The sequence below is a fragment of the Rhizobium sp. LC145 genome (assembly GCF_001005825.1).
In the GTDB taxonomy this organism is placed as follows: domain Bacteria; phylum Pseudomonadota; class Alphaproteobacteria; order Rhizobiales; family Rhizobiaceae; genus Neorhizobium.
This window is the reverse complement of sequence record NZ_LBHV01000016.1, coordinates 25424-44645: the sequence shown is the minus strand read 5'-3', so window position 1 is coordinate 44645 and position 19222 is coordinate 25424. Positions and strand designations below refer to the sequence as shown.

Sequence of the window (19222 nt, the reverse complement as noted above, 5' to 3'; positions counted from 1 at the left end):
ACGCCTGCGAGATTACTCCAATAGCCCGACTGCCGGAAAAATCCGGCCAATTTCGGGCAGATTTACCGGATCACGCGCCGAAGCGCAATGATCCGGCACTTTGCAATCGATCAGAGACGCCCGAGAGCGGCGAGCTCCCGCAGCGCCGCCGCATCGCGCGCGGAAACATCCGGATATTCGGGGTCGACGCCGACATCCTTCGTCACCCGCCAGGAGCGGGCGCATTTCACGCCCTCCGCCAGCTTCGGCTCGACGGCCACGCCCGGCACCTCGCGCAAACGGAAGGCATCGGCCGGGCCTTCGCCAGCCAATACGGAAATGCCGGAGGTGATGCAGATCTCCGCGAAGTCCTGCCCCTTCAGCGCTGCCAGCAGTTCCGGATCGGCGATATGCACGACGGGCGCGGCCTCCAGCGAGGAGCCGATCCGCTTGTCCTTGCGCTCGATTTCCAGTGCACCGGTGACGACCGAGCGGACGCGGCGGACATTTGCCCATTTCTCGGCAATTGCCTCGTTCTGCCATTCCGCCGGCACGGCCGGGAACTGTTCCAGGTGCACCGAAACCGCGGAAGGATTGCGCGAGAGCCAGGCTTCCTCGGTGGTGAACGGCAGCATGGGCGCAAGCCAGATCACCGTGCAATCGAAGATCTTACGGATCACGGCGAGCGCCGCCCGACGGCGGAGCGAAGACGGCGCATCGCAATAGAGCGCATCCTTGCGGATATCGAAATAGAAGGCCGAGAGCTCGACGTTCGAGAAATCGATGAGCGACCGGGCGATGCGCTTGAAGTCGAACGTGTCGTAGCCTTCGCGAACCAGCTTATCCAGCTCGGATAGCCGGTGCAGCATCAGCTTTTCCAGCTCGGGCAGATCGTCATAGGCGATCTCCTCGCCCTCATCATGGGCGAGCGTTCCGAGCATCCAGCGGATGGTGTTGCGGAGCTTGCGGTAGGCATCGACATTGGTCTGGATGATCGCCTTGCCGAGGCGCTGGTCCTCCCAATAGTCGGTGGTCATGACCCAGAGCCGCAGGATATCGGCGCCGGCATCCTTCATCACGTCTTGGGGCGCCACGACATTGCCCTTGGACTTCGACATCTTCTCGCCCTTCTCATCCATGGTGAAGCCATGGGTGACGACCGTGTCATAGGGCGCGCGGCCGCGGGTGGCGGCGGATTCGAGCAGCGAGGAATGGAACCAGCCGCGGTGCTGGTCCGAGCCCTCCAGATAGACGTCCGCCGGCCATTTCAGATCGGGGCGATCCTCCAGCGTGAAGGTGTGCGTGGAGCCCGAGTCGAACCAGACATCGAGGATGTCCATGACTTGTGTCCATCTGACCGGATCATGCTCGTTGCCCAGGAAGCGCTCCTTGGCGCCGGCCGCGAACCAGGCATCCGCGCCTTCCTTCTCGAAGGCTTCGAGGATGCGCTTGTTGACGGCATCGTCAGCCAAAACCTCGCCGTGCTCGTCCACGAAGACGCAGATCGGCACGCCCCAGGCGCGCTGGCGCGAAAGCACCCAATCCGGTCGGCTCTCGATCATGGCGCGCAGGCGGTTCTGGCCGGCGGCGGGCACAAAACGCGTGTCATCGATCGCTTTGAGGGCGCGGGTGCGCAGCGTCGTTCCGTCGGCAAGGTCCTTGTCCATATAGACGAACCATTGCGGCGTGTTGCGGAAGATGATCGGCTTCTTCGATCGCCAGGAATGCGGATATTGATGCTTCAGACGGCCGCGGGCGAAGAGCGCGTCATGCTCGATCAGCGCCTTGATGACGAGATCGTTGGCATTGCCCTTCTTGCCGTTGTCGTCCATCACCCGGCCGCCCTCGAGGCCGGGAGCATCGGCGGTGTAGAAGCCGCCGTCATCGACCGGGAACGGGATCTTCGTCTCGATGCCCTTGGCTTCCAGCTCGCGGATGTGATCCATCCAGGTCTCGAAGTCCTCGCGGCCATGGCTCGGCGCGGTGTGCACGAAGCCGGTGCCGGCATCGTCGGTCACATGCTCGCCGGCAAGCAGCGGCACGGCAAATTCATAACCGCCGCCGAGGCCTTTCAGCGGATGGGCGCAGGTGATGGCCGCCATCTCGTCAGCCGAAACGTCGCGCAGGCGCTTGTACTGGAGCTTGGCCTTGGCAAAGCTTTCCTCCGCCAGGTTATCCGCGAAGATCAGCTTCTCGCCCGGACGGGGACCGAAGTCGTTTTCAGCCGCCGTGATTTCGTAAAGGCCGTAGGCGACCTTCGGCGAATAGGCGATCGCACGGTTGCCGGGGATGGTCCAGGGCGTGGTCGTCCAGATGACGACATGGGCGCCAGCAAGTGCCTGCGGCCCGACTGCCACCGGGAACTTCACCCAGATCGTGTCGCTTTCGTAGTCGTGATACTCGACTTCGGCTTCCGCCAGCGCGGTACGCTCGACGACCGACCACATGATCGGCTTCGAGCCGCGATAGAGCTGACCGCTATTGGCGATCTTCAACAGCTCGCCGGCGATGCGCGCTTCCGCATGGAAGTTCATCGTCAGATAGGGGTTCTCGAAATCGCCGACGATGCCGAGGCGCTTGAACTCCTCGGTCTGGACCTTGATCCACTTTTCCGCATAGGCGCGGCATTCGCGACGGAACTCGATCATCGCCGCAGGTTCGGTCAGATCCGGCTTCGCCTTACCCTTGGCGCGGTAGTTTTCCTCCTCGATCTTCCATTCGATCGGAAGGCCGTGGCAATCCCAGCCGGGCACGTAATTGGAGTCATAGCCGCGCATCTGGAACGAGCGTGTGATGACGTCCTTCAGGATCTTGTTCAGCGCGTGGCCGATATGGATGTTGCCGTTGGCATAGGGCGGGCCGTCGTGAAGCACGAACTTCTCGCGTCCGGCGGCGGACGTGCGCAGCTTTTTGTAGAGGTCCATCTGCTGCCAGCGGGCGACCAGTTCCGGCTCCTTCTGCGGCAGGCCGGCGCGCATCGGAAATTCGGTCTCGGGCAGATAGAGGGTCTTCGAATAGTCGAGTTTTTCGGCTGTCTCGGTCATGAGGGCAATCTTCTCTGGCGCCGCGACGGGCGCTTACCTGATGGAAGTTCGGTGGCGGAAGGCGTTTCACAAACGCCGAGAACCCGGACCTTCCCGCCGCTCGCTCTCAAGCCGCTGAGAAGGCCGGGCCGATAATTCGTATGATCTGGGCCAGCCGGAATATTCTCATGAGGCGCGTCTTTAAGGGTTTTTGCGCCGGAAAGGAAGGGAAAACATCAGAGCGCGGTCGCAATTGGCGTATATACGAGTTATATATCTTTTCATCACATGGAGACGAAGCGATGGGCAAGGAAGCTGTTTTCACCATGAAATTGGAGAAGGAACTCCGGGATGAATTCATGGCAGCCGCGGAAGCCTCTCACAGGCCAGCCTCACAAATCGTACGCGAGATGATGCGCGACTTCATCAAGCAGCAGCAATCGGAAGCGGATTACGCGGCATTTCTGCAAAAGAAGGTCGATTTGGCGCGAGCGCAGATTACCGCTGGCCAAACCCTATCGAATGATGAGGTCGAACAGGAATTCGCCGCTCGACGCGCTGCCGCGCGGGGCAACTAATCGCCATGATCATCCGCTGGACTTTGGCTGCGAGACAAGACCGCGTGGAAATATTCGACTATATCGCAGTCCAAAATCCAAGCGCCGCCTTGCGGATGGACGATATGCTTGCTGCCGCGGTTTCGCGCCTCAAGAACTTTCCTCAGCATGGGAAAATCGGTGCAATTGCCGGAACCCGTGAGCTTGTGCCTCATGAAAGCTACCGGATCGTATACGAAGTCGATGACAAAACGATCTGGATTCTGGCGATCGTCCACACGTCCCGACAATGGCCGCCGGCTGGCGAATAATTCCCCTAAAACGCGATCTTCGCGTCCAAGTCGCCGAGCGGGCGCACGCCGGAAAGCAGCGCCCTCGCCTCCTCCTCATCGCGCCTGATCTGCTCCACGAGGGGGTCGAGACCGTCGAACTTCAGCTCGTCGCGCAGATGGCCGAAGAAGGAGACGGAACAGACCTCTCCATAGAGATCACCCGAGAAATCGAAGAGAAAGGTTTCCAGCAAGGGCGCGCCGTTTTCCGTTACCGTCGGACGGCGGCCATAGCTCGCCACGCCGTCATGGAGCGTGCCGTCGGGCCTGCGGAAACGCACCGCGTAGATGCCGGCCTTCAGCTCCGTTTCGGGCGGAAGCCGCATGTTGGCGGTCGGAAAACCGAGCTGGCGTCCGAGCTTCTCGCCGCCGATCACCTCCGCCTCCACCGTATAGCGATAACCGAGCAGGCCGGCGGCGCCGGCAACGTCGCCTTCGCAAAGCAGAGCCCGGATGCGGCTGGACGAGATCACTTCGGCATTCTCGTCACGGAAAGCATCCACCAGCGTCACGGCAAACCCGCGCCGCTTGCCGGCCGCCATCAGGAAAGCCGGTCCGCCTTCCCTGTCCTTGCCGAAATGAAAGTCAAAGCCGGTCACCACGCCGCTTGCGCCAAGCCAATCGACCAGGATCGTCTCGACGAACTCCTCCGCGGAACGGGTCGAAAAATCGCGATCGAAGGGATATTCGATCACCGACCGGAAGCCCATAGCCTCCAGAAGCCGCGCCTTCATCGGCGCCGGGGTCAGCCGGAAGACCGGTGCATCGGGCCGGAAGACGGTGCGCGGATGCGGCTCGAAGGTCAGCACCAAAGCAGGGACACCGCGCTCCTCGGCAAGCGCAAGCGCCCGTTCGAGTACGCTGCGGTGGCCGCGATGCACGCCGTCGAAATTGCCGATCGCCACCACTCCGCCCTTCAGGGCTTCGGGCAGCGGCTCCTTCTTTTCGTTGCGGTGGAATACGGTCATCGGGAGAATTCCGTCCTCAGGCGAGCCGCGGCATCCACCATTTCGGCGTCGCGCCTTCGCGCTTCAGCCAGGCATTCAGGATCGCCTCGTCCGGCTCTCCCTTCACCGTATATTCTGCCGCATGGATACCGCCGCTGATATAGAGGAGGTCCAGGCCGGCGGCGAGCGCGCCACGTACATCGGTCGGCATGCCGTCGCCGATCGCAAGCACCTTGTCGAGAGAGAATTCGCCGCGCACCTCGCGGGCGGCGGCAAAGCTCGCCTCATAGATCGGCCGGTGCGGCTTGCCGGCAATACGGCTCCTGCCGCCGAGCTGTTCGTAATAGGCCGCCATGGCGCCGGCGCAGGGGATGATGCGATGGCCGCGCTCCACCACCAGATCGGGGTTGGCGCAGATCATCGTCACGTCACGCGCCAGGAAGTCCCGCAGCATGTCGGTATAGTCTTCCGGGGTCTCCGTCTCGTCATCGAAGAAGCCGCTGCAGACGAGCGAATTGGCCTCCTTCGGATCGGATACCCGCTCGACCCCGAGATCCTCTATGAGGGCGGTGTCGCGCTCCGGCCCGAGCAGGAAGACCTTTTTCGGCCCCTCGGCGATCAGGCGGCGCGTCACGTCGCCGGATGTGACGACGCGGTCATAGGCGGTATCGGGAACCCCGATATGGTGAAGCTGGGCGGCGACCTGATGAGCAAGCCGCGGTGAATTGGTGATGAGAACGACGGTCGCGCCGCCCGACCTCGCCTCTTCGAGCGCGTCTGCGGAGTGCATGAACGGATCGACGCCGTTATGCAGCACGCCCCAGACATCCGAAAGCACCACGTCGTAGTCTTTTGCGACCTCGCTGAGATTGCCGATTCGTCTGGCCATGCGCGCTCATTCCTTGAATTCGACTGGCGCTGACATCGCAAAGCTTTTCCGCGATGGCAAGGAAATTTCGGAGGCGACCGGAAATTCCGATCTAGAACAACAGCCTCAGCGCCAGGCCCGCCGCCGCGCAGACCGTCAGCACCGCCACCATGCCGAGCTTCAGCCGGAACAGGAGGAAGGCGGAGACGAGGAACAGTGCCAGCGCCGCGGGATCGAGCGATTGCCAGACGGGCCACCAAAGGCCGGCGACCGGCTCTCCGCCGGGCGCCGCGGACGGCCAGAGCGGAATGCGAGCCACCTCGGAAAACAGCACATGCAGACCGAACCAGATCGCCAGATTGAGGATGACGCCGACGACCGCGGCGGTGATCGCTGCCAGCGCCGCCGAAAGGGCGGCATTGCCTCTCAGCCGTTCGATGTAGGGCGCGCCGGCGAAAATCCAGATGAAGCTCGGCACGAAGGTCGCCCAGGCGGCGAGCGAGGCGCCGATGAGGCCCGCGAAGACGGCATCGAGCCCCGGAGAGAACCGGAAGCCGACCATGAAACCCACGAAGGAGAGCACCAGCACCAGCGGCCCCGGCGTGGTTTCGGCAAGCGCCAGCCCATCGACCATCTCGCCCGGCATCAGCCAGCCGTAACCTTCCACCGCTACCTGCGCCACATAGGCGAGCACCGCATAAGCCCCGCCGAAAGTGACGAGCGCCATCCGCGAGAAGAAGGAAAACATGGCCGCCAGGCTTTCGGTGCCGGCAAAGAGCCAAAGAACGAGCAGCGGCAGTTGCCAGAGAAAAACCCAGAAGGCGAGCGTCAGGAGCGACCCCAGCAGCGGCGGTCGCCTGGTTTCCATGAGGTCGGTTGCCGGCTGCGCCGCGAGCCGTGCCGGATAGATCCGGGAGGCCAGGAAACCCGCGAGGCCGGCGGCAAGCACCACCAGCGGAAACGGCAGGCCGAACACGAACAGCGCGAGGAAGGCTAGCGCGGCGATCACGACGAGAAAGCGGTTTCTCAGCGTCTTGCGTCCCAGGCGGATCACCGCTTCCACGACGATCGCCAGCACCGCGGCCTTCAATCCGAAGAAGAGGCCGGTCAGCCAGGTGGTTTCCTGGAAGAGCGCATAGGCTGCCGAAAGCGCCATGATGACGGCAAGCCCCGGCAGCACGAAGAGAAGGCCCGCGACGATGCCGCCGCGCACGCCGAACATCAGCCAGCCGGCGTAGGTGGCGAGCTGCTGGGCCTCCGGGCCCGGCAGCAACATGCAATAGTTCAGCGCATGCAAGAAGCGCTCCTCGGAAAGCCAGCGCTTCTCCTCCACCACGGCCTTGTGCAGCATGCCGATCTGCGCCGCCGGCCCGCCGAAGCTTAAGATGCCGATGCGCGCGAAGACGGAGACGAGCTCGCCGAACGTGGGGCGCTCGGCGGCTTCTTCCTTTATTGTTCCGTGCATGGCCGCCTCACTTCCGCCCGCCATGGGATACCCAGTCGTGCTTTTCATCCGTGGCATCCCGTGCCCAGCGATAGAGGGCATCGTAAACCAGCATGCCTTGCTCCAGTTGCTCCAGATCTTCGGAATACATGCGCGACAGGCCAAGCGATATGGCGAGCAGCCCCGCCGCCTGCGGCTCGAGGTCCGGCCGATCGGTATCGGCTCCCCGCACGATGCGGGCCATTCTCTGCAATGCCGGGAAGGCAAGGCCGAATTCCTCCACCATGACGTCGAAGCTGCAGAGCTCGCCGCGATGGCTCCAGAACACGCCCTCGATATCGAAGGGCGTCGCGCCGAAACGCTCGGCAACAGCTTCGACCTCGGAAGCCGATACGAAAAGAAAGCGGGCTTGAACATCCACGAAACGGCGGACCAGCCATGGACAGGCGATGCGATCGATCTTCGGTCGAGCGCGGGTGACCCAGAGCGTGCTGCCGGAGGAATTCTGTCCCGGTAGACGAGCCACCGGCACGACGGGCAGGCCCGCCGCCCGCCAGGCAAGGAACCCGCCTTCCAGGGTTTCCGCCTGTACTCCTGCCAGCCGCAGGAAGGCGGCCACGCCCTCGCTGATCTTCAGGCCCTTTTGGCAGATGACGACCACCCAGCGGCCGGCATAGGTTGCGGCCCAGTCGGCAACATCGTGGTCGTCGCGGTGGATCGATCCGGGGACAAGATGCGGATCGGCGGGGAAGTCGTCCTCGTCGCGCACATCAATGAGGATCGGCGCCTTCGGCGTACCGATCAAACGGACAAGTTTTTCGGGTGATATAGCGTTGTAGGTTGCCATGATCCGTGTCCTCTAGGAAACATATGTTATAGCCATATGAAGGACGCGAATTTCGGCATGGCGCCTCGTGGGGTACTCGCAGACCCCATACCTTGATTAGACGAGATTACATCCCGCTGGTCAAGTCGAACGAGAAATTTGATCGACGTTCTTGACTCCCTCTGCGGCCCTCCTTATCTCGGGTCGCGTTAGCACTCCCTGGAGACGAGTGCTAACGAAAGAGATACGGATTTCGATATCCGTCAATGTCATTTGATCGAGGGATAAGACAATGGCAAGCACCAATTTCCGCCCCCTGCACGATCGCGTCGTTGTTCGCCGCGTCGAGTCTGAAGAAAAGACCAAGGGCGGCATCATCATTCCGGACACCGCAAAGGAAAAGCCGCAGGAAGGCGAAATCGTCGCCGTCGGCACCGGCGCTCGTGACGACAAGGGCGCTCTCATCGCGCTCGACGTCAAGGTTGGGGACCGCGTTCTGTTCGGCAAGTGGTCCGGCACGGAAGTCAAGCTCAACGGCGAAGACCTTCTGATCATGAAGGAATCCGACATCATGGGCGTTATCGGCTGATTGCCGGTCGCTCACTCGTAATTCGCTGACACCTCTTTTCAGGAGTTCTCAAAATGGCAGCTAAAGAAGTCAAATTCGGCCGCAGCGCGCGCGAAAAGATGCTGCGTGGCGTCGATATTCTCGCTGACGCAGTCAAGGTAACGCTCGGCCCGAAGGGTCGTAACGTCGTTATCGACAAGTCCTTCGGCGCTCCGCGCATCACCAAGGACGGCGTTTCCGTCGCCAAGGAAATCGAACTGGAAGACAAGTTCGAAAACATGGGCGCCCAGATGGTCCGCGAAGTCGCTTCGAAGACCAACGACGTCGCCGGTGACGGCACCACGACCGCAACGGTTCTCGCCCAGGCCATCGTCCGCGAAGGCCAGAAGGCTGTTGCAGCCGGCATGAACCCGATGGACCTGAAGCGCGGCATCGATCTCGCCGTTGCCGAAGTCGTCAAGGATCTCCAGGCCAAGGCCAAGAAGATCAACACTTCGGAAGAAGTCGCACAGGTCGGCACGATTTCGGCAAACGGCGACCGTCAGGTCGGCCTCGACATCGCTGAAGCGATGCAGAAGGTCGGCAACGAAGGCGTCATCACCGTCGAAGAAGCCAAGACCGCCGAGACCGAACTCGAAGTCGTCGAAGGCATGCAGTTCGACCGCGGCTATCTCTCGCCCTACTTCGTCACCAACCCGGAAAAGATGGTTGCTGACCTGGAAGACGCCTTCATTCTCCTGCACGAGAAGAAGCTCTCCAACCTCCAGGCCATGCTTCCGGTTCTCGAAGCCGTCGTTCAGACCGGCAAGCCGCTCCTCATCATCGCTGAAGACGTCGAAGGCGAAGCTCTCGCCACGCTCGTCGTCAACAAGCTGCGCGGCGGCCTCAAGATCGCTGCCGTCAAGGCTCCGGGCTTCGGCGACCGCCGCAAGGCCATGCTCGAAGACATCGCCATCCTGACGGGCGGCACGGTGATTTCCGAGGACCTCGGCATCAAGCTCGAGAATGTTACCCTCGACATGCTCGGCCGCACCAAGAAGGTCTCGATCTCCAAGGAAAACACCACGATCGTCGACGGCGCCGGCGCCAAGACCGACATTGAGGGCCGCGTCAACCAGATCAAGGCCCAGATCGAGGAAACCACTTCGGACTACGACCGCGAAAAGCTGCAGGAGCGTCTTGCCAAGCTCGCTGGCGGCGTTGCCGTGATCCGCGTCGGCGGCTCAACGGAAGTCGAAGTGAAGGAAAAGAAGGACCGCATCGACGACGCCCTCAACGCGACGCGTGCTGCCGTTCAGGAAGGCATCGTACCGGGCGGCGGCGTGGCTCTGCTGCGTTCTTCCACGAAGATCACCGCCAAGGGCGCAAACGACGACCAGGAAGCCGGCATCAACATCGTCCGCAAGGCGCTGCAGTCGCTGGTTCGCCAGATCGCGGACAACGCAGGTGACGAAGCTTCGATCGTCGTGGGCAAGATCCTCGAGAAGAACGAAGACAACTACGGCTACAACGCCCAGACCGGCGAATACGGCGACCTGATCCAGCTCGGCATCGTCGATCCGGTCAAGGTTGTCCGCACCGCTCTGCAGAACGCCGCTTCGGTTGCTTCTCTGCTGATCACGACGGAAGCCATGATCGCCGAGCTGCCGAAGAAGGAAGCCCCGATGCCGGCAATGCCGGGCGGCGGCATGGGCGGCATGGATTTCTAAGAACCGCAAGGTTCGGGAAGTCCAGAATGACCGCCCATCACTAAAAGTGCTCAAGCCTGCAAAGCAGGCTTGAGGTGGCGGCATGGATTTCTAAGAAATTCTGTCACCGAAATTCAGAAAGGGCGGTCTTCGGGCCGCCCTTTTTCATTTAAGGCTTTGCTCTGCCAAGCAGGAGAAGGAGCGTGGCGGCGAAGACGATGACGGTGGCGGCGACAGCCGAGAGATAGAGGGCGCCCGCCTCCCCAAATCGCTGCATGACATAGGCATAGGCAACCGGCGCGGCGGCCGAGAAGAAGAAGCTCGGCGCTATCAGGCGTCCGGCCACCGTGCCGTATGTCCGGTGATCGAAGAGGACGAGCGGCAGGGTGCCGCGCGTGATCGTCAGAAGCCCGTTGCCGGCGCCGTAGGCGAAGGAGAACACGCCCGCCGCGACGACGGATGTTCCCGAAAACAGCCCTGCGGCAAAGGCAAGCGGCAGGACGAGCGTTGCCGCCAGATTGAGCGTCAGCGGGTCGATCCGTCCGCCGAAAAGCACCTCGCAGAAGCGCGCCAGAGATTGGCCGATGCCGCGCAGGGTGGCAATCCAGACGGATACCGAGGCGGCGAGCCCGAGCCCCGCCAGCACGCCGATCATATGCGCCGACATGCCGGCATTCAGAAAATTGGCAAGGCTCATGATCAGCGCGTAAAGCCCGCCCAGAACGACTGCGTTCCCGCGGCCGGCGGCAGGCGCCGGCGCATGCGTGATGGCCCCGGGACTTTCCGACGACCGCGCCGGCACGTCTGGAATCGAGAGGTAGAGCGGGATCGTCAAGAGCGCGAAGCCGGCATAGGCGACGACCGCGCCACGCCAGTCGAAATGTTCGGCCAGGAAATGGCCGACGGGCCAGAAGGTGGTGGAGGCAAGCCCACCCAGAAGGGTGATCTGAGAGATCGGACGACGCGCCTCGGCCCCGCCTATCCGCACGAGCGCCGCAAACGCGGCGTCATAAAGAGTGAGCCGCATGGCAAGCCCGATACAGACCCAGGCGGCATAATAGGTCGCCACACCATGGCTGACGGCAAGGAGAAGACAGCCCGCCGCATTGAGCAGCGCGCCGGCGATCATCACCGAACGCCCCCCTTGGCGATCGATGACGGGCCGACGAGCGGCGAGACAAACCCCATCACCAGCAACGCGGCCGCGAAGCCGCCATACACGATTTCGGCGCTCCAACCGAGATCGGCTGCGATCAGATCACCGAACACGCCGATCAGATAGTAGGAAATGCCCCAGGCGACGAGCTAGCCAAGTGCCAGGCACAGAACGGTCCCACGCGAAATCGCTGCGGTCATCCCGCAAGGCCTCGGTCCGGCGCGCTTTCGTCGCCTTCGCCGAGCGGCCTCTGCATCAGAACCGTATCGACCCACTGGCCAAGCTTGAAGCCGACCGAGCGCAGGATACCGACCTCGCGGAAGCCCATCCGCTTATGGAGCGCGATCGAGCCCTCGTTGCCGCTGTTGCCGACGACGGCCAGCATCTGCCGCCACGGCCCTTTTTCGCACCGGGCGATGAGTGCCCCGAGCAAGGCGCTGCCGATGCCTCGTCCACCGAGGCCTTCCGCCACATAGACCGAATCCTCGATCGTGAAACGATAGGCCGGACGCGGCCGGTAAGCCGTCGCGTAGGCGTAGCCCGCGATCTTCCCCTCCAGTTCGGCGACGAGATAGGGCAAACCGCTCGCAAGAACCGAGGCCCGACGGGAAAGAAGCTCCTCTACGGAAGGCGGCGTCTCCTCGAAGGTGGCAAGCCCATGAAGCACATGGCGGGCATAGATCGCCTGCACCGCTCCCATATCCGCTTCTTCGGCGTCGCGGATCAGGACACTGCCCCCGGCGGGCGTCACCAATGCTTCCTTCACAAAATCCTCGCTTTCCATCATTGCAATTTCCTCTGCGCCAATCTTGAAGCCGCATCATGGCGGATGCAAATACATAAAAGAAGCTTTGGATAATTATGCAAAGCATGAGAGATTTTTTGAATGCAGAGCCTCAATCTCGATTATCTCAAGACCTTCGTGACCGTGATCGAGCACGGCAGCTTTTCCGCTGCCGCCGAGCGGCTGGGCCTCACTCAGCCGGCGGTCAGCATGCAGATCCGCCAGTTGGAAAAGCGGCTCGGAACCGTGCTTGTCGAGCGGGTCGGACGAAAGGCCCGACCGACGACGGCGGGCGCCGAACTCCTCGCCCATGCGGAACGTATCGATGCCGAGGTCTCATCCGCCGTCGAGGCGGTCGCGCGCCATGCGAGCGGCGCGATCGGCCGGGTGCGCCTCGGCACCGGGGCTACCGCCTGCATCTTCCTGCTGCCGCCGCTTCTCGGAGAGCTTCGCCGCAGATATCCGGGCCTCGAGATCACCGTCACCACCGGGAACACGTCCGAGATCGTCAAGGCCGTGGAGGAAAACCTTATCGATATCGCGCTCGTCACCCTGCCGGCCTCCGGGCGAATGCTCGAAATCACCCCGGTCATGGACGACGAATTCGTTGCCGTCGCGCCTCGCGACATGACCCTGCCGGACGTGGTGACGGCTGACAGCCTTTCCAAACTGCCCCTGCTGCTCTTCGAACCCGGCGGCAATACCCGCCGCATCGTCGACAGATGGTTTGCCGGCAACGATGTGGCCCTCAACCCGACGATGTCGCTCGGAAGCGTCGAGGCCATCAAGGCGATGGTCGGCGCCGGGCTGGGCTGCGCCATCCTGCCCGGCATGGCGGTGCCGCCCGGCGAGCGGCCGGACCTCGTCACAAGGTCTCTCTCCCCGCGGCTTCATCGCGAGCTGGCGGTGGTGATCCGCCGCGACAAGCGGCTTCACCGGGGGCTCAAGGCCTTGCGTGACGGGCTTCTCGGCCTTGCCGCAAGCCCGCCACCTTGATCAACGGCCGCCTGATCCTTGGAGCCTACGCATCGCGCAGAAAATCCGCGCCACGCTCTTCGAGCCAGCGGTCATGGAGCCACATTTCCGTCTGTCGGCGTCCCTGGAGATTGGCCCAGACGATGTCGCGCTCAAACACCATGACCTCGCGGTCCGAGCCGACGATGACCCAGAACCAGCGGCCATCGGCCGTATTGCGCATCTTCCCCTTCATGCCTGTCAGCGTCCCCGGACGACCGCCGCTCTCGACCGTTTCCTCGTGAGGCGCGATGAAGCTGATCCTCAAACCGGGCAAAAGATCCGGCGCGTGGGTGCCAAGAAAGCGCATGGCTATGCTCCGCGCCTCTTCCTCACCCGGAAGCTCGCCTTCCCGAAGAGAAAGGTCCATTCGCGTGAATCCCTTGAGCTTGCCCGAAGGATCGGTGACCGTACTGAAATGCTCGCCGCCAAGACCGGAATTGCGCCCGTCCGCCCGTTCGTAGCGGACGAGCCGCGCCTTCCCGCCGTCTATCGCGACCTCGCCCGCGCCGACCTCTCGGTAACCCGGCGGAAATGGAAGAGCTTCGAGCCCGGCAGCCCGGCCGGACATATCCTGCTGTGCTGCGGGACTATTCGCTTGAGCCATCGCCCTTCCCTCCAGACCAGCCAACGCAGCCATCGTTGCGACTGCACTCAGCGCCAGCGCCGGACCGCAGCGTGAATAAAGCACTCTCCGTTTCATGCCCGTTCTCCTTGATGAGCAAGGCAGTATCCCAATCGGAACGCTGCTCGCTTTTCGATACGAAACGTACCGTATCATATGAAGAATATAGGGCAAGCAAACAGCGGCTCACATTCTCGCGACTGCGGATTGCCTCATACGTCAACTGCATGCGGCGCCCATCAGGAGAGCGGTTGTTCACTTATAGTAGACAAACCGTCTCGCATTGTTCATCTTCCTGAGGCAGAATAAACGATGCAGAATGTTCCCAGTCATCAACGCTTAGTCCGGCCAAGGACAATCATCGGAGACCTGAGAAAAATGTCCGCCACTTCCACAAACCTGCTTCTGCTTGCCGGCCGCGTGCTGCTTTCGGCCATGTTCATCCTGTCCGGCTATCCAAAGCTTATCGATCCCGCCGGCACCGCCGGCATGATCGCGGGCGCCGGCCTTCCGGCCGCAACGCTGCTGGCCTATGTCGCCGGCATCTTCGAACTATTGGCGGGCATCGCCGTTCTCGTCGGTTTCAAGACCCGGATCGCCGCGCTTCTGCTTGCGGCCTTTTCCGCCTTCACGGCGTTCGCCTTCCATTCGAGCGCGATCAACATTCCCGACTTTCCGGAAGCCGCGAACGGCATGCTGACCATGTTCAATCAGCTCAACATGATGAAGAACCTGACGATCGCAGGCGGCTTCCTGGTGCTCGCTGCCGCAGGCGCCGGCGCCTACTCGATCGATGCCCGCCGCGGCTCGGTCGCCCTCAACGCATAACTATCGAGCTTTCCCTGCCCGATACGGCCGCCGGATGCAAATCCGGCGGTCTTTTTATTTTGGCGCTAGAGGGCGGTGCGGACGGCTTTCACGATCTTCGCTATGCGCGGATCGCCGTCATGCACGGTCTTGCGAGCGCGCACCAGGCAGGCCTCGCTTTTGAGGATAACTCCGTCCGCCAGGACCTTGAGGTGGTTGGCGCGAAGCGTGGAGCCCGTCGAGGTGATATCGACGATGATATCCGCCTGGCCCGCCGCCGGCGCACCTTCCGTCGCGCCGAGGCTTTCGACGATCCGGTAGAGCTGGATGCCGTGCTGGCGGGAGAAGAATTGCTGGGTCAGCCGCCAGTATTTCGTGGCGATCGCCAGCCGCCGGCCATGCCGGGCGCGGAAATCCGCAGCCACATCGCCGAGATCGGCCATGGTCTCGACATCGAGCCAGATTTCCGGAACCGCGACCACGACATCCGCCCCGCCGAAGCCAAGGCGCGCGCAGAATTCAACCTTCTGATCCACCTCGGGCATGCCTTCGCGGACCAGGTCCTCGCCGGTAACCCCGAAATCGACGGCGCCGTTTGCGAGTTCGCGGGCGATCTCCGAGGCCGAGAGATAGGCTATCTCGACGCCTTCGATACCCTCGATCCGGCCACGATAGGAGCGGTCGTTGCCGACGGCTGAAATCGCCAGGCCGGCGCGCTCGAAGATGGTGGCAGCCTCTTCCTTGATGCGGCCCTTGGAGGGCAAGGCGATGGTGATCGTGTTCATTGGTCCGCCCTCCCCGCCTCGATGCGATCGAGCCACAGAGAGAAGCCGACCGCCGGGACATGGTCGCTCGCTCCGAGGAGCGTCAGCAGACGGTCGAAGCGACCGCCGCCGGCGAGCACCGCGGAGCTTCCCGCTTCCGTGATCTCGAAGACGAGGCCGGTATAATAGTCGAGCGGACGGCCGAAGGCGGCGCGATAGGTCATGCCGCCGATATCGGCACCCGCATTGGCGAGCGCGGCAAGCCGGGCATCGAAGAGCGCCAGCGCGGCGCCGAGCTTCAGCCCGGCGGCATCGGCAAAACCGGCCAGAGCCGCCGGCGCCTCATCGAGCGGCAGTTGCAGCGTCAGGAATTCGCGCAGCAGAAGAAGAGCAGAGCCATCAAGCCGGGTTTCGGCAAGCTCGAGCTTCTCCTTCAGCCTGCGGGCGATCTCCGCCGGCGAGCGGCTGGCATTGGTGGAATAGCCGGTTTCCTGCATGGTCCGGTCGATGCGGGCCACCAGCTCAGCCTCCTTGCCGGAGGCGATCAGCCCGGCGATCTCCGGATCGAGGCCGGCGACCGGCTGAGGGCGCGCCAGCCGTTCCAGCAGGGCTTCCAGATGCTCCATATCGCCGAAGGCATGGATCAGCCGCTTCTGCCAGCCGAGCGGCAGGCCGAGCGCCTGCACCACCGCTTCGAAAACCGCCTGGTCTCCGAGCGTCAAGGCGAGTTTCCGGCCGGGGAGCAGCGCCTTCAGGACGCCCGTGGCGTCCCCGATCGCCCGCGCATCGGCGCTTGCGATATCCTTATCGCCGAGATCCTCGATGCCCGCCTGATAGAATTCATGGGCGCCCTCGCGCCGCTGCCGGAAAACCTCTCCCAGATAGGAATAGCGCCGCGGCGTGCCCGTCGCGGTCTCGATATGCCGCAGGCAGACGGGAATGGTGAATTCCGGCCGCAGGCACAGGCTGGCGCCCGTTTCGCTCTCGGTGAGAAAAATGCGGCGGCGCAGATCCTCGCCCGCTATATCGAGAAAAGGTTCGGCAGGCTGGATGACCGGCGTATTGACCCGCTCGGTCCGCCGGGTCTCGAATTCCTTCAACAGGTCGTCGGAAAATTCCGGCATGTCGCTCAGGGGCATGGAATTTCCCCTCCCCGTCGCTTCGCTCCGACCCTCCCCACAAGGGGGAGGGTAAGGTTCGCCGCACCGTTCAGCGCAGGAACATAAAACTCAGCGGTTTCACACCAGGATGGCGGCTTGCGCCGACCGGCTCCCTCCCCCTTGTGGGGAGGGTTGGGGAGGGGCCAATCAAGCATCACTCGCCCGCCTGCGATCTTCCGCCTGTGCCGCCAGAATCTCCTTCACCTTGGCGATCAGATCGGCCTCGGCAACCGTCTCCTGTGCGACACGCGCCTCGCGCCAGGCGGCATTGTCCTCGATCTCGCCGGAAAGACGCTTGCCCTCGATGAGGTCCTTGATCTGAACGACGCCCTGGCCGCGCTCGTCGCCGCCCTGGATGATGGCGATCGGGCAGCCGCGGCGGTCGGCATATTTGAGCTGGTTGCCGAATTTCTTCCAGTTGCCCTGGTACATTTCGGCGCGGATACCTTCGGCGCGCAAAGCCTGGGTGAACCGCTGGTAGCGCCCCATGCTCTCCACATCGCCGTCCATGACGGTGACGAGGACCGGCGCAACCACCTCGTCCTGGCCGAGCTTGCCCAAATTCTTCAGCGCCGTCATCAGGCGCGAAACGCCGATGGAAATGCCCGTGGCCGGCACCGGCTGGCCCATGAAGCGCGATACGAGACCATCGTACCGCCCGCCGCCGCCGACCGAGCCGAAGACGACCTTCTCGCCCTTCTCGTTGGTGACGTCGAAGGTGAGTTCTGCTTCGAAGACCGGACCGGTGTAATATTCGAGGCCCCGCACGACGGAGGGATCGATCTTGATGCGGTCCGGACCGTAGCCGGCGCTCGTTGCAAGCGCACCGATCGTGTTCAATTCGTCGACACCCTCGCCGCCCTGCGCCGTACCGGCTACGAGTTCGGCGAGCTGAACAGCACTTTCCGCGTAATCCCTGATACCGACAAAGAAGAGAACCTTTTCGATCTGCTCTCCATTCAATCCCGCACCCTTGGTAAAGTCGCCGCTCTCATCCTTGCGGCCTTCACCGAGCAGAAGGCGCACGCCTTCGGGACCGAACTTGTCGAGCTTGTCGATAGCGCGCAGCACGTTCAGCCGTTGGCCGGCCTTGTCCTCGCCACCAAGCCCGATCGCCTCCATGACGCCGTCCAAGACCTTGCGGTTGTTGACGCGAATGACGTAATCGCCGCGCTTGACGCCGAGTGCTTCCATCGTGTCGGCCATCATCATGCACATTTCGGCATCGGCCTGGACGCCCGCCGCGCCCACGGTATCGGCATCGAACTGCATGAATTGACGGAAGCGGCCCGGACCCGGCTTCTCGTTGCGGAAGACATAGCCGGCGCGATAGGTGCGGAACGGCAGCTGGATCTCGTTGAAGTTTTCCGCGACATGGCGGGCGAGCGGCGCAGTCAGGTCGTAGCGCAGGCTCATCCACTGGTCGTCGTCATCCGTGAGCGAGAAGACGCCTTCGTTCGGGCGGTCGCTGTCAGGCAGGAATTTGCCGAGTGCATCGGTATATTCGAAGAGCGGCGTTTCCATCGGATCGAAGCCGTAACGCTCGTAGACCTCGCGGATCTTTTCGATCATCTCGTTGGTGGCATGGATATCGGCGGCGGAACGATCGACGAAGCCGCGCGGCAGGCGGGCCTTGAGTTTCTGCGTTTTTTGTTTCTTGTCGCTCATGATCGGATTTCCATTGCCTTCGGACCTCGGCAGGAGGCCGGATTTGTGTGCGGTTTCTTAGAGGATGACGGCCGGAGCGGCAAGGGCGGCGGCTGGTGAAGGCGGCCATGCGATGCTATATAATCCAGCCAGGGAAAGGCAAAAAGCCATGAACAAGCGCGTTACGATCGAAATGCCGGACGAAATGCACAGGCTTGTCGCGGAATATGCGGCCAAAGTCGGCGCCGAGCCGGATGCCTATGTGAAAGACATCCTCGAGCAACATCTCGAGGACCTGCACGATATCGCTGCTGCCGAGGCGGCGATGGAACGGATCCGTCGAGGTGAGAGCAAAGTCATCAATTCGGAGGAATTCTGGCGTGGCCTGGACGATTGAGTATGACCAGGCAGCTCAAAAATTAGCCAAGAAATCGATCCCGGAACGCGAAAGCGCATCCGGGACTTCCTGGAACAGAGAATAGCTTCTCTTCCTGATCCCAGACAGATCGGACAGCCGCTGAAAGGCTCCGAGTTCGGGGAATATTGGCGCTATCGCGTCGGCGATTACCGCATCATCTGCGATATCCAGGATCACCGCCTTGTAGTGCTCGTCATCGAGATCGGCCATCGGCGGGAAATCTACCGCTGAGCCATGGGTGTCACGTCTTCGGCATTCCGCCGATCTTCCCTTTGCTTTCTGTTCCCGAGTGACTAAATTCCTGCGCATGTCGCGCCTTGCACCATTGCTGATGTTTCTTGCCTGGCTTTTCTACGGCGCCATGCCGGCCATGGCTGCCCAGCCATTGGCGGTAACGGCGCTCGACCACGCCGCAGCCTCCGCGCAGCAGCATTCGGGCCATGGCGACCATGTGGTCAAAGCGAAAGCCGATGTGGCCGAACATCACAAAAACAGCCAAAAACCCTGCCCGCACGGCGCCAAGAACTGCGTCATGCCGTTCTGTGCGGCCTGTGTGACGCTCCTGCCGGAGCCGCTGCAGGCCGGCGGCAAACATTTTACTTTTTCCTATCCGGCGCC

At 62.5% G+C, this 19222-nt stretch carries 20 protein-coding genes and 1 pseudogene; 8 read left to right on the top strand and 13 right to left on the bottom strand.

The genetic code is table 11. The features are described 5' to 3' along the window. Positions 1–110 precede the first annotated feature (110 nt). Positions 111–3023, bottom strand: a complete 2913-nt coding sequence (ileS, locus tag YH62_RS27070) for an isoleucine--tRNA ligase (protein WP_046797429.1) — start codon at positions 3021–3023, stop codon at positions 111–113. A 281-nt stretch (positions 3024–3304) separates the two neighbouring features. On the opposite strand from ileS, the gene YH62_RS27065 reads away from it, so the two are divergent. Both YH62_RS27065 and YH62_RS27060 read left to right on the top strand, forming a co-directional pair. Then, on the top strand, positions 3305–3580 hold the full coding sequence (locus YH62_RS27065; RefSeq protein ID WP_046797456.1) for an antitoxin: 276 nt from the start codon (positions 3305–3307) through the stop codon (positions 3578–3580). 5 nt (positions 3581–3585) lie between these two features. Beyond that, on the top strand, positions 3586–3870 hold the full coding sequence (locus YH62_RS27060) for a type II toxin-antitoxin system RelE/ParE family toxin (RefSeq protein WP_046797428.1): 285 nt from the start codon (positions 3586–3588) through the stop codon (positions 3868–3870). Positions 3871–3875: 5 nt separating this feature from the next. On the opposite strand, the gene YH62_RS27055 is transcribed toward YH62_RS27060, so the two are convergent. From YH62_RS27055 to YH62_RS27040, 4 genes are all read right to left on the bottom strand, one after another. Then, a complete protein-coding gene (locus tag YH62_RS27055; protein ID WP_046797427.1) occupies positions 3876–4856 on the bottom strand; it encodes a bifunctional riboflavin kinase/FAD synthetase in 981 nt (326 codons plus the stop codon). 16 nt (positions 4857–4872) lie between these two features. Next, entirely contained in the window at positions 4873–5724 is an 852-nt protein-coding gene (locus YH62_RS27050) for a TIGR01459 family HAD-type hydrolase (RefSeq protein WP_046797426.1), read from the bottom strand. A gap of 91 nt (positions 5725–5815) precedes the next feature. Further along, the gene (gene chrA / locus YH62_RS27045; protein WP_137326905.1) at positions 5816–7168 is read right to left on the bottom strand and encodes a chromate efflux transporter; all 1353 of its coding nucleotides are present in this window, start codon (positions 7166–7168) and stop codon (positions 5816–5818) included. 7 nt (positions 7169–7175) lie between these two features. Next, positions 7176–7994, bottom strand: a complete 819-nt coding sequence (locus YH62_RS27040) for a sulfurtransferase/chromate resistance protein (protein ID WP_046797424.1) — start codon at positions 7992–7994, stop codon at positions 7176–7178. A gap of 271 nt (positions 7995–8265) precedes the next feature. Here YH62_RS27040 and groES point away from each other — a divergent pair, with 271 nt between their 5' ends. Both groES and groL read left to right on the top strand, forming a co-directional pair. Next, positions 8266–8562, top strand: a complete 297-nt coding sequence (groES, locus tag YH62_RS27035) for a co-chaperone GroES (protein WP_046797423.1) — start codon at positions 8266–8268, stop codon at positions 8560–8562. Between the two features lie 53 nt (positions 8563–8615). Further along, a complete protein-coding gene (groL, locus tag YH62_RS27030; protein WP_046797422.1) occupies positions 8616–10250 on the top strand; it encodes a chaperonin GroEL in 1635 nt (544 codons plus the stop codon). A gap of 148 nt (positions 10251–10398) precedes the next feature. Here the strand turns inward: groL and YH62_RS27025 are convergent, their stop codons facing one another. The 3 genes from YH62_RS27025 to YH62_RS27020 all read right to left on the bottom strand — a co-directional run bounded on the left by YH62_RS27025 (position 10399) and on the right by YH62_RS27020 (position 12169). Continuing rightward, on the bottom strand, positions 10399–11358 hold the full coding sequence (locus tag YH62_RS27025; RefSeq protein ID WP_348625793.1) for an MFS transporter: 960 nt from the start codon (positions 11356–11358) through the stop codon (positions 10399–10401). Continuing rightward, positions 11358–11498 (bottom strand): hypothetical protein, encoded by a 141-nt coding sequence (locus YH62_RS30925; protein ID WP_245282219.1) that lies wholly within the window; start codon positions 11496–11498, stop codon positions 11358–11360. Before YH62_RS30925 ends, YH62_RS27025 begins: the two co-directional genes overlap by 1 nt. Positions 11499–11581: 83 nt before the next feature. Beyond that, a complete protein-coding gene (locus tag YH62_RS27020; protein ID WP_046797455.1) occupies positions 11582–12169 on the bottom strand; it encodes a GNAT family N-acetyltransferase in 588 nt (195 codons plus the stop codon). Positions 12170–12271: 102 nt separating this feature from the next. Between YH62_RS27020 and YH62_RS27015 the strand changes: the two genes are divergently transcribed. Then, positions 12272–13165: a LysR family transcriptional regulator gene (locus YH62_RS27015; protein ID WP_046797421.1), complete on the top strand. Its 894-nt coding sequence runs from the start codon at positions 12272–12274 to the stop codon at positions 13163–13165. Positions 13166–13190: 25 nt separating this feature from the next. On the opposite strand, the gene YH62_RS27010 is transcribed toward YH62_RS27015, so the two are convergent. Beyond that, on the bottom strand, positions 13191–13886 hold the full coding sequence (locus tag YH62_RS27010) for a hypothetical protein (RefSeq protein ID WP_197082557.1): 696 nt from the start codon (positions 13884–13886) through the stop codon (positions 13191–13193). Positions 13887–14186: 300 nt separating this feature from the next. Between YH62_RS27010 and YH62_RS27005 the strand changes: the two genes are divergently transcribed. Next, positions 14187–14636: a DoxX family protein gene (locus tag YH62_RS27005; RefSeq protein WP_046797420.1), complete on the top strand. Its 450-nt coding sequence runs from the start codon at positions 14187–14189 to the stop codon at positions 14634–14636. 65 nt (positions 14637–14701) lie between these two features. Here the strand turns inward: YH62_RS27005 and hisG are convergent, their stop codons facing one another. From hisG to hisS, 3 genes are all read right to left on the bottom strand, one after another. After that, positions 14702–15400: an ATP phosphoribosyltransferase gene (hisG, locus tag YH62_RS27000; protein WP_046797419.1), complete on the bottom strand. Its 699-nt coding sequence runs from the start codon at positions 15398–15400 to the stop codon at positions 14702–14704. Continuing rightward, on the bottom strand, positions 15397–16518 hold the full coding sequence (locus YH62_RS26995) for an ATP phosphoribosyltransferase regulatory subunit (protein ID WP_046797418.1): 1122 nt from the start codon (positions 16516–16518) through the stop codon (positions 15397–15399). Before YH62_RS26995 ends, hisG begins: the two co-directional genes overlap by 4 nt. 168 nt (positions 16519–16686) lie before the next feature. After that, on the bottom strand, positions 16687–18207 hold the full coding sequence (gene hisS / locus YH62_RS26990) for a histidine--tRNA ligase (RefSeq protein ID WP_046797417.1): 1521 nt from the start codon (positions 18205–18207) through the stop codon (positions 16687–16689). A gap of 148 nt (positions 18208–18355) precedes the next feature. Here hisS and YH62_RS26985 point away from each other — a divergent pair, with 148 nt between their 5' ends. Further along, positions 18356–18583, top strand: a complete 228-nt coding sequence (locus YH62_RS26985; protein ID WP_046797416.1) for a DUF6290 family protein — start codon at positions 18356–18358, stop codon at positions 18581–18583. Continuing rightward, a pseudogene (locus tag YH62_RS29795) lies at positions 18567–18835 on the top strand (type II toxin-antitoxin system RelE/ParE family toxin). The gene YH62_RS26985 and the pseudogene YH62_RS29795 overlap by 17 nt, the downstream one beginning before the upstream one ends. 10 nt (positions 18836–18845) lie before the next feature. On the opposite strand, the gene YH62_RS30350 reads toward YH62_RS29795, so the two are convergent. Continuing rightward, on the bottom strand, positions 18846–19199 hold the full coding sequence (locus YH62_RS30350) for a hypothetical protein (protein WP_137326879.1): 354 nt from the start codon (positions 19197–19199) through the stop codon (positions 18846–18848). Positions 19200–19222: the final 23 nt, after the last annotated feature.

Coding starts and splice junctions, on each gene's coding strand:
- YH62_RS27055 (WP_046797427.1), bottom strand. CDS start 4,856: ATGACCGTATTCCACCGCAACGAAAAGAAGGAGCCGCTGCCCGAAGCC.
- YH62_RS27050 (WP_046797426.1), bottom strand. CDS start 5,724: ATGGCCAGACGAATCGGCAATCTCAGCGAGGTCGCAAAAGACTACGAC.
- YH62_RS26985 (WP_046797416.1), top strand. CDS start 18,356: ATGAACAAGCGCGTTACGATCGAAATGCCGGACGAAATGCACAGGCTT.
- YH62_RS30350 (WP_137326879.1), bottom strand. CDS start 19,199: ATGTTTGCCGCCGGCCTGCAGCGGCTCCGGCAGGAGCGTCACACAGGC.
- YH62_RS27015 (WP_046797421.1), top strand. CDS start 12,272: ATGCAGAGCCTCAATCTCGATTATCTCAAGACCTTCGTGACCGTGATC.
- YH62_RS27040 (WP_046797424.1), bottom strand. CDS start 7,994: ATGGCAACCTACAACGCTATATCACCCGAAAAACTTGTCCGTTTGATC.
- YH62_RS27025 (WP_348625793.1), bottom strand. CDS start 11,358: ATGATCGCCGGCGCGCTGCTCAATGCGGCGGGCTGTCTTCTCCTTGCC.
- YH62_RS27005 (WP_046797420.1), top strand. CDS start 14,187: ATGTCCGCCACTTCCACAAACCTGCTTCTGCTTGCCGGCCGCGTGCTG.
- groES (WP_046797423.1), top strand. CDS start 8,266: ATGGCAAGCACCAATTTCCGCCCCCTGCACGATCGCGTCGTTGTTCGC.
- ileS (WP_046797429.1), bottom strand. CDS start 3,023: ATGACCGAGACAGCCGAAAAACTCGACTATTCGAAGACCCTCTATCTG.
- hisS (WP_046797417.1), bottom strand. CDS start 18,207: ATGAGCGACAAGAAACAAAAAACGCAGAAACTCAAGGCCCGCCTGCCG.
- YH62_RS26995 (WP_046797418.1), bottom strand. CDS start 16,518: ATGCCCCTGAGCGACATGCCGGAATTTTCCGACGACCTGTTGAAGGAA.
- chrA (WP_137326905.1), bottom strand. CDS start 7,168: ATGCACGGAACAATAAAGGAAGAAGCCGCCGAGCGCCCCACGTTCGGC.
- YH62_RS27010 (WP_197082557.1), bottom strand. CDS start 13,886: ATGAAACGGAGAGTGCTTTATTCACGCTGCGGTCCGGCGCTGGCGCTG.
- YH62_RS27020 (WP_046797455.1), bottom strand. CDS start 12,169: ATGGAAAGCGAGGATTTTGTGAAGGAAGCATTGGTGACGCCCGCCGGG.
- hisG (WP_046797419.1), bottom strand. CDS start 15,400: ATGAACACGATCACCATCGCCTTGCCCTCCAAGGGCCGCATCAAGGAA.
- groL (WP_046797422.1), top strand. CDS start 8,616: ATGGCAGCTAAAGAAGTCAAATTCGGCCGCAGCGCGCGCGAAAAGATG.
- YH62_RS27065 (WP_046797456.1), top strand. CDS start 3,305: ATGGGCAAGGAAGCTGTTTTCACCATGAAATTGGAGAAGGAACTCCGG.
- YH62_RS27060 (WP_046797428.1), top strand. CDS start 3,586: ATGATCATCCGCTGGACTTTGGCTGCGAGACAAGACCGCGTGGAAATA.